The organism is Achromobacter sp. DMS1 (assembly GCF_001270295.1).
In genome coordinates this window covers 1-6,565 of the sequence record NZ_LHSJ01000242.1, presented here as the reverse complement: position 1 = coordinate 6,565, position 6,565 = coordinate 1, and the positions used below count along the sequence as shown (strand labels likewise).

The 6,565-nt window shown below is 67.6% G+C and carries 8 protein-coding genes and 1 pseudogene; 4 read left to right on the top strand and 5 right to left on the bottom strand.

All coding sequences use genetic code 11. The annotated features are described in order from the left end of the window. Nucleotides 1-28: 28 nt before the first annotated feature. Nucleotides 29-675: pseudogene (locus AD428_RS21205) on the top strand (ribonucleotide-diphosphate reductase subunit beta); the annotation flags it as partial. Here AD428_RS21205 and AD428_RS21200 read toward each other — a convergent pair. From AD428_RS21200 to AD428_RS21195, 3 genes are all read right to left on the bottom strand, one after another. Beyond that, nucleotides 662-865, bottom strand: coding sequence for a LysE family translocator (locus AD428_RS21200; RefSeq protein ID WP_369798807.1), 204 nt, complete (start codon nucleotides 863-865; stop codon nucleotides 662-664). The pseudogene AD428_RS21205 and the gene AD428_RS21200 overlap by 14 nt on opposite strands. Before the next feature lie 182 nt (nucleotides 866-1,047). After that, complete coding sequence (locus tag AD428_RS26895) at nucleotides 1,048-1,224, bottom strand: hypothetical protein (protein WP_160318615.1); 177 nt, start codon at nucleotides 1,222-1,224, stop codon at nucleotides 1,048-1,050. Beyond that, nucleotides 1,221-1,604 carry a hypothetical protein gene (locus AD428_RS21195; RefSeq protein ID WP_053246494.1) on the bottom strand — a complete coding sequence of 128 codons (384 nt, stop codon included), beginning with the start codon at nucleotides 1,602-1,604 and terminating at the stop codon, nucleotides 1,221-1,223. Before AD428_RS21195 ends, AD428_RS26895 begins: the two co-directional genes overlap by 4 nt. Before the next feature lie 271 nt (nucleotides 1,605-1,875). On the opposite strand from AD428_RS21195, the gene AD428_RS21190 reads away from it, so the two are divergent. From AD428_RS21190 to AD428_RS25625, 3 genes are all read left to right on the top strand, one after another. After that, entirely contained in the window at nucleotides 1,876-2,454 is a 579-nt protein-coding gene (locus AD428_RS21190) for an NAD(P)-binding domain-containing protein (protein ID WP_053246493.1), read from the top strand. Beyond that, nucleotides 2,451-3,983: a glycine betaine/L-proline transporter ProP gene (proP, locus tag AD428_RS21185; protein WP_053246492.1), complete on the top strand. Its 1,533-nt coding sequence runs from the start codon at nucleotides 2,451-2,453 to the stop codon at nucleotides 3,981-3,983. The genes AD428_RS21190 and proP overlap by 4 nt, the downstream gene beginning before the upstream one ends. Before the next feature lie 345 nt (nucleotides 3,984-4,328). After that, nucleotides 4,329-4,595: an acetyl-CoA hydrolase/transferase C-terminal domain-containing protein gene (locus AD428_RS25625; protein WP_160318614.1), complete on the top strand. Its 267-nt coding sequence runs from the start codon at nucleotides 4,329-4,331 to the stop codon at nucleotides 4,593-4,595. Between the two features lie 131 nt (nucleotides 4,596-4,726). On the opposite strand, the gene AD428_RS21175 is transcribed toward AD428_RS25625, so the two are convergent. After that, nucleotides 4,727-5,365: an SGNH/GDSL hydrolase family protein gene (locus tag AD428_RS21175; RefSeq protein ID WP_053246495.1), complete on the bottom strand. Its 639-nt coding sequence runs from the start codon at nucleotides 5,363-5,365 to the stop codon at nucleotides 4,727-4,729. A gap of 30 nt (nucleotides 5,366-5,395) precedes the next feature. After that, nucleotides 5,396-6,565: cobalamin-independent methionine synthase II family protein (locus tag AD428_RS21170; RefSeq protein ID WP_053246490.1), on the bottom strand; the 1,170-nt coding region annotated here is incomplete at its 5' end.

The following is a 6,565-nucleotide window of genomic DNA, read 5'->3' as shown; positions in this document are numbered from 1 at the left end:
TGCCAATAACCGCTCCGGAGAATGAATCATGATTAATTGGGAAGACGACAACCTCGCCACGCAATCCGTCCAGCCGTCCGCGCCCGCCGCGGGCGGGCAGCCGGGCGCGGACGTGCGCCCGGCCACGGGGGTGTTCGGCGACGCCGCCCTGCCCACCCCGGCCGCGCCGCAGCATGCGGCCGCCTGGCGGCCAGCGGCAGCGCCACCTCGCAGCGCGTGAAGGTTGCCGACAAGCGCATCATCAACGGCAAGACGGACGTCAACCAGCTGGTGCCGTTCAAGTACAAGTGGGCCTGGGAAAAATACCTGGCCACTTGCGCCAACCACTGGATGCCGCAAGAAATCAACATGTCGCGCGACATCGCCCTCTGGAAGAACCCCAACGGGCTCACCGAGGACGAGCGCCGCATCGTCAAGCGCAACCTGGGCTTCTTCGTCACGGCCGACTCCCTGGCCGCGAACAACATCGTGCTGGGCACCTACCGCCACATCACGGCGCCCGAATGCCGCCAGTTCCTGCTGCGCCAGGCCTTCGAAGAAGCCATCCACACGCACGCCTATCAATACATCGTCGAAAGCCTCGACCTGGACGAAGCCGAGATCTTCAACGCCTACAACGAGGTTCCGTCCATCCGCGCCAAGGATGAATTCCTGATCCCGTTCATCGACGTGATCGGCAGCGCATGAGCGCCTTGATGCCCAGGTACGCCAGGTAGACCGCGCCGGCCAGCTTCACCGCCATGAACAGCGCGGGAGACTGCTTGAACACCGCCGCCAGGCCGAGCACCACCAGCGGAATCTGCACCGCCCCCGCCGAAAACGTGCCCAGCACGCTGTACCAGGCCGTGCGAAAACCCTGCGTCATGCCGCGCGTCAAGGTAAGCGCCATGTCCGGGCCCGGCGTGAGCTTGAGCACGAGATCGGCGGCCAGGAACAGCAGGAAGAGTTGCAGCGAGGGCATGCGGGCGGATGGGCGAAAACGGCGGATCGCGCCATTATGCACCGGGCCCGGCGGCCGGCGGCGTCGCGCAGGCCGCCGCTGCGCCCTCAGTTGAACACGTCGATCATCATGCCCACGCCGCCGCCGATCATGGCCCCGGCGGTGCCGTCGCCGCCGCTCGCCTTGTCCACGCCGGCGCCGATCAGGCCCCCGGCGGCGGTGGCGCAGCCGATGAGCAGCGCCAGCGGCAGGAGCATGGTTGCCAGCCATCGCGTCGTTTTCATTTTTTCTCTCCTTGCATGGGCGCCTGCCGCTTGACGATGTCCTGCCAGATCACGCCCATGACCGGCATGCCGCGCCGGTCGGGATGCGCCTGGTACCACTGCGTGATGCGCGCGTCGATCTGGTAGAGATTCAGATCCTTGACCGCGGCCGTGATGCGGGTCCCCGCCGGCGGCGGCGAGAGCTTCTCGCGCCGCGCGTAGGCGTCTTCCGCGATGATCATGTTAGCCACGCCCACCAGGAACGCCCGCCTTTCCGTGTAGTCCGCCGACAGCCACTTGTTGCCATCCACGACGATGGCGCTGGTGTTCTGCGCCGACGCCGCCGTGGCGGCCGCGACGGCCAGAACGGCTATCCATATCCGATGTCCTCGACATTCCATGGAAACCTCCTCGCTGGTGCATCCCTGACCGCGGGACAGGGCCGCGGGCGGCGCCGCGGCATCGATCCTGCAATGGGGTGAATCACGCTGCGTCGCGACCCGTCCGCGCCGCCTTCCGGGTCCGGCGTGCAAAACGATACCAGCACGGCCGGAAGCTGTATACGGACCTTCGGCGCCAGCGCCCCGACGGGCGCGGCCGGCCGGGCAATGCCGCCTTTCGCTATCGCTGATGCAGCGGCCCCGCGCACCCGACCGGAAAAGGAACCTTTCCATGAACACGCGCAGTTCGGATACCCTGGGCGTCGTCGGACTCGGCGTCATGGGCGCGCCCATGTGCGCCAATCTGTTGAAGCAAGCCGGCCGCCCCATGGCGGTCCACGGCACGGCGGCCGCCGCGGTGGAGGACGCCGTGGCCCAGGGCGCCGCCGCGGCACAAGTCACCGTCAACGCCTTCAGCGCCCCGGTCTGCGTTGCGCCGGGCAACATGGTGCTGGCAATATCCACCGCCTGCGAAACCCAGCGGCTGGAGCCGGACGGGAACGGGTTACCGCGGCGCCGTCGGACACGCGGCATGAGGTGCCGGGCGACGGACGGCAGGGATCCGGGCCGTCGCCGTCACTGGAAACGGCATTGCCTCCGGGGCTGCCGCGCCAGCGTGCGGGCCTCGGCGTCGGACGCGCGCGCCTGGCCCCGGGTCAGAAATGGAATTCCCGCGTTGACGAGTGTTACCAATATGCAACGCCGGGCCGGAAGAGCCGCCGTATCATCAAGACATCTCGCAGATGACGGCCAGCAAGTGTTTCTCGTCCGCGGGCGCGGCGCCCGCCTTCCATGGGAGATTCCGGTATGACAGAAGCCTCTTCTTCCGCCCCGCCCGTCCGGCCATTGCAGATCGACGACATCACCGTCATCGACAACACCAAGCTCAAGAAGGCCGTCACCGCCGCCGCCCTCGGCAACGCCATGGAGTGGTTCGACTTCGGCGTGTACGGCTTCGTCGCCTTCGCGCTGGGCAAGGTGTTCTTTCCCGACGCCGCGCCCGCCGTGCAGACCATCGCGGCGCTGGGCACGTTCTCGGTGCCTTTCCTGGTGCGGCCGCTGGGCGGCGTCTTCTTCGGCGTCATGGGCGACCGCTTCGGGCGGCAGAAGGTGCTGTCGCTCACCATCATCATCATGGCGATCAGCACGTTCTGCATCGGCCTGATCCCCTCGTATGAATCCATCGGCCTTTGGGCGCCCATCCTGCTGCTGGCCTGCAAGCTGGCCCAGGGCTTTTCAGTGGGCGGCGAGTACACGGGCGCCGCCATCTTCGTGGCCGAGTACGCGCCCGACCGGCGGCGCGGCTTCCTGGGAAGCTGGCTGGACTTCGGCTCCATCGCCGGCTTCGTGCTCGGCGCGGGCCTGGTGGTGCTGCTGCAGTCCATCCTCGGCGAACAGACCTTTCTCGACTGGGGCTGGCGCGTGCCCTTCTTCGTGGCCGGACCGCTGGGCCTGCTGGGCCTCTATCTGCGGCACGCCGCCGAGGAAACGCCGGCCTTCGCGCAGCAGCTCGAACTGATGGAACAGGAAGACCGCGACGCCGTGCAGGAACGGCCCAGGATCTCCTTCCGCGAAATCTTTTCCAAGTACCGCAAGGCCCTGCTCATCTGCATCGGCATGGTGCTGGTGACCAACATCACCTACTACATGCTGCTCACCTATATGCCGACCTATCTCTCGGGCAGCCTGGGCTACTCCGAGCAGCACGGCGTGCTCATCATCGTCGTGGTCATGATCGGCATGCTGTTCGTGCAGCCCGTGGTGGGCTTCTTCAGCGACAAGGTGGGCCGCAAGCCGTTCCTGTTCGTGGGCAGCCTGGGCCTGCTGGCGCTGTCCGTGCCAGCCTTCCATTTCATCGGCAGCGACAACACCGGCCTCATCTTCCTGGGGCTGCTCTTTATCGCCGTGCTGCTCAACTGCCTGACCGGCGTCATGGCCTCCACCCTGCCCGCGCTGTTTCCGACGCGCATCCGCTACAGCGCCCTGGCCAGCTCCTTCAACGTGGCCATCATCGTGGCCGGCCTCACGCCCACGGTGGCCGCGTGGCTGGTGGAAGAAACCGAGAACCTGATGATGCCCGCCTTCTACCTGATGGTGGCGGCCGTCATCGGCATCGTCACGTCGTTCTTCCTTCCCGAAACCGCCAACCGCCCCCTGCGCGGCGACACCCCCAACGCCGCCAGCGCGCGCGAAGCCAAGGCGCTGCTGCGCCAGGCCTATGAGCATATCGAGCAGAACGTGCAGGACGTGGACGCCGAGATCGCAAAGCTGGAGGAAGAACTCGAAGCGCTGCGCCAGCGGCGTCAGCGTCTGACGGACCGGCATCCGCATCTGGAGTGAGGGCGCGCGCCCATTGCGGCGGCGCCCTCGGATGATGCGCCGAGGCCGCCCCCGCCCAGGCGGCGCCGGCCAATACGGCTTTTTCGCCGACGGAGGAAGAAGTGGCCTGTGCACGGCGGCCAGTGCAAGCCTGTGACGATGCGCTGACGCGCGGCATCGGCGCGATCGACTTCGAAGGCAAGATAGTGGACGGGCCGTTGCTGAAGCATTCGCAAGCCATTCTCACGGCGGCGCAACAGCCATGATCAGAACCGAGTCTCTGGACAGGCTGGACCTGTCCGGCCAGGCGAATGCCGAGGCCATCGGCGCGCAGCACATCGGCGCGGTGGAAGGCCAGGTGAATACGTGCGTGCGGCCGTGTACTCCGGCGGCGTGTCGATCATCGTCCTGGCCGCAACCGGGCGCCATCGAGAAAGCAATACCGTCTCTCTCCTGTCGGGACCCGTCACGACAGCGCGCAGCGACGTCGATCTCATCGCCACCGAGCATGGCGTGGCGCAACTGCGCGGGCTCAGCCTGCGGCAGCGCATCCGGGCCATGATCGCCATCGCGGCTCCGGAACACCGCGTTACCCTGCTGCGCGCGGCACGCCAGATCTGGAGCGACTTGTGAACCTGACCGACGCAGTGGTCTTCGAAACCGCCGATGACGGCATCGCCATCAAATGAGGCGAAGTCGTGAAATTCTCCGGGGCAAAGGTGGATTGACGTGGTGTCGAGCCGCTGGCGTGCGCGGATGCCGTGTCACGCCAGCAGCGTCTCCACCACCCCGCTCACGGCGTCCGCCAGCGCCAGATGCTGATCCAGGTCGAGGTGCACGCCGTCCACCTTGCTGGAGGTAATCACGCCGCCCGCGTCGAAGAAGTGGCAGCCGGCTTCTTCGCATGCCTGGCGATAGGCTGCAGCCAACCCTGCGCATTTGCGGTCGCCGCCTTCGAACTTGGGCGCGATCGGGCCCTTGGGAGTCTGGATGGCGGGCGGCGCGATCACCAGTATGGGGGGGACCGGCATGCCCGGCTCGATGGGCGCGGTGCGTATCGCGTGCACCAGCGCCAGGATGCCGTGCGAGGCATGCCAGGCGTTGTGCGCGTGCATGGACTGGAAGTCGTTGGTGCCAAGCATGAGAATGACCAGCGCCAGCGGCGAATGGATTTCGATCCGTTGCGCCAGCCCCGCCAGGCCGTTGCGGCCGGGTTTGAACGGATCGTCCCACACCGTGCGCCGGCCGTTGAGGCAGTCTTCGATGACGCGCACCCGCCGGCCGGCGGCGCACAGGGCCGTCTCCATCGCGCCCGGCCACCGCTGCTCGAACGGCAGGCGCCTGCGGGTAGTGGGCACAATGCCCCAGGACAGGGAATCGGAATAGACGAGAATGTGCTGCATGGCGGCTCCGTGGCGCGCGGCCGCCATGCGTCAATCGAAGCGCCTGGCGGCCTGCGCGATGACCTGCAGTTTCTGTTGCGCGATCCGCGCGGAACAGATCGGATTATCCGCGAACGTAGCGAAGCCGCAATCCGGGTGCAGCAGCAGCCGCTCCCGGCCGAACAGCGCGATGCCCTGCTCGATGCGGGCCGCCACCGCATCCTCGCTCTCGATGGCCTGGTCTTTCTGGTTGACCACGCCGATGCCGATGCGCGCATGCCCGGGCAGCGCCTTCAGCATGGCCACGTCGCCCGCGCGCGGCGTGCACATCTCCAGCAGATAGGCGCCCACGCGCACCTGCGCCAGCGTGGGCAGGAGCGGCGCGTAGTCGCCGGACAGCGCCACGCTTTCGTCCGGCGTCCAGTTGCCGCGGCAGACGTGCAGCGCCGTGCGCTCCTGCGGCATGCCTTCCAGCACGGCGTTCAGCAGGTCGCGCGCGAAAGCGAGTTCCTGCTGCGGCGCCAGCGATTCCGACAGCGCGCCGCACATGAAGCTGCGCTTGTTCTTGGGGCCGGAAAACACGACCTCGGACAGGACCGGCTCGTCGAACTGCACCAGCGCGGCGCCGGCGTCGAGCAATTCGGCCAGCTCTTCGCGCAACACGCGCACGATATCGGCCGCCAAGGCCTCGCGGCTATCGTAGGCGCGGTCGGAGATGCATTCCATCCACATGGTCCGCGTGAGCAGATAGGGGCCGGGCAGCGCCACCTTGACCGGCTTGCCGCTGACCGAGCGCGCAAAATCGACTTCGTGCGCCACCAGGGGGCGCGAGCGCGACAGGCGCCCGAAAACCGCCGGATGGCGCACCTGGCCGGCCGGAATGTCGAGCGCGCGCAGTTCCGCCGCGAACGCCTCGGGGTCGTCGACCAGCGGCAGCAGATCGGTCAGCGGAATGAGCTGGCAGTTGTCCAGGCGCGACGCCACGAAACTGGCGTAGCTGTCGCGCCGCTGCTCGCCGTCGGTAACCATGTGCACGCCGGCCTTCTCCTGCGCGGCGATGGCCAGCCGTACGGCGTCGTCGGCGGTTTCGTGAAAGGCGGCTTCGGACAGGCGGCCTTCCACGTGCGCGTGCATGGCGTCGATCATCCAGCGCGGGCGGGGCCAGCTTCCCATGCCAGTGACGGCCAGGGGCGGCACGGGCGGGGCCGAGATGGCCTCGCG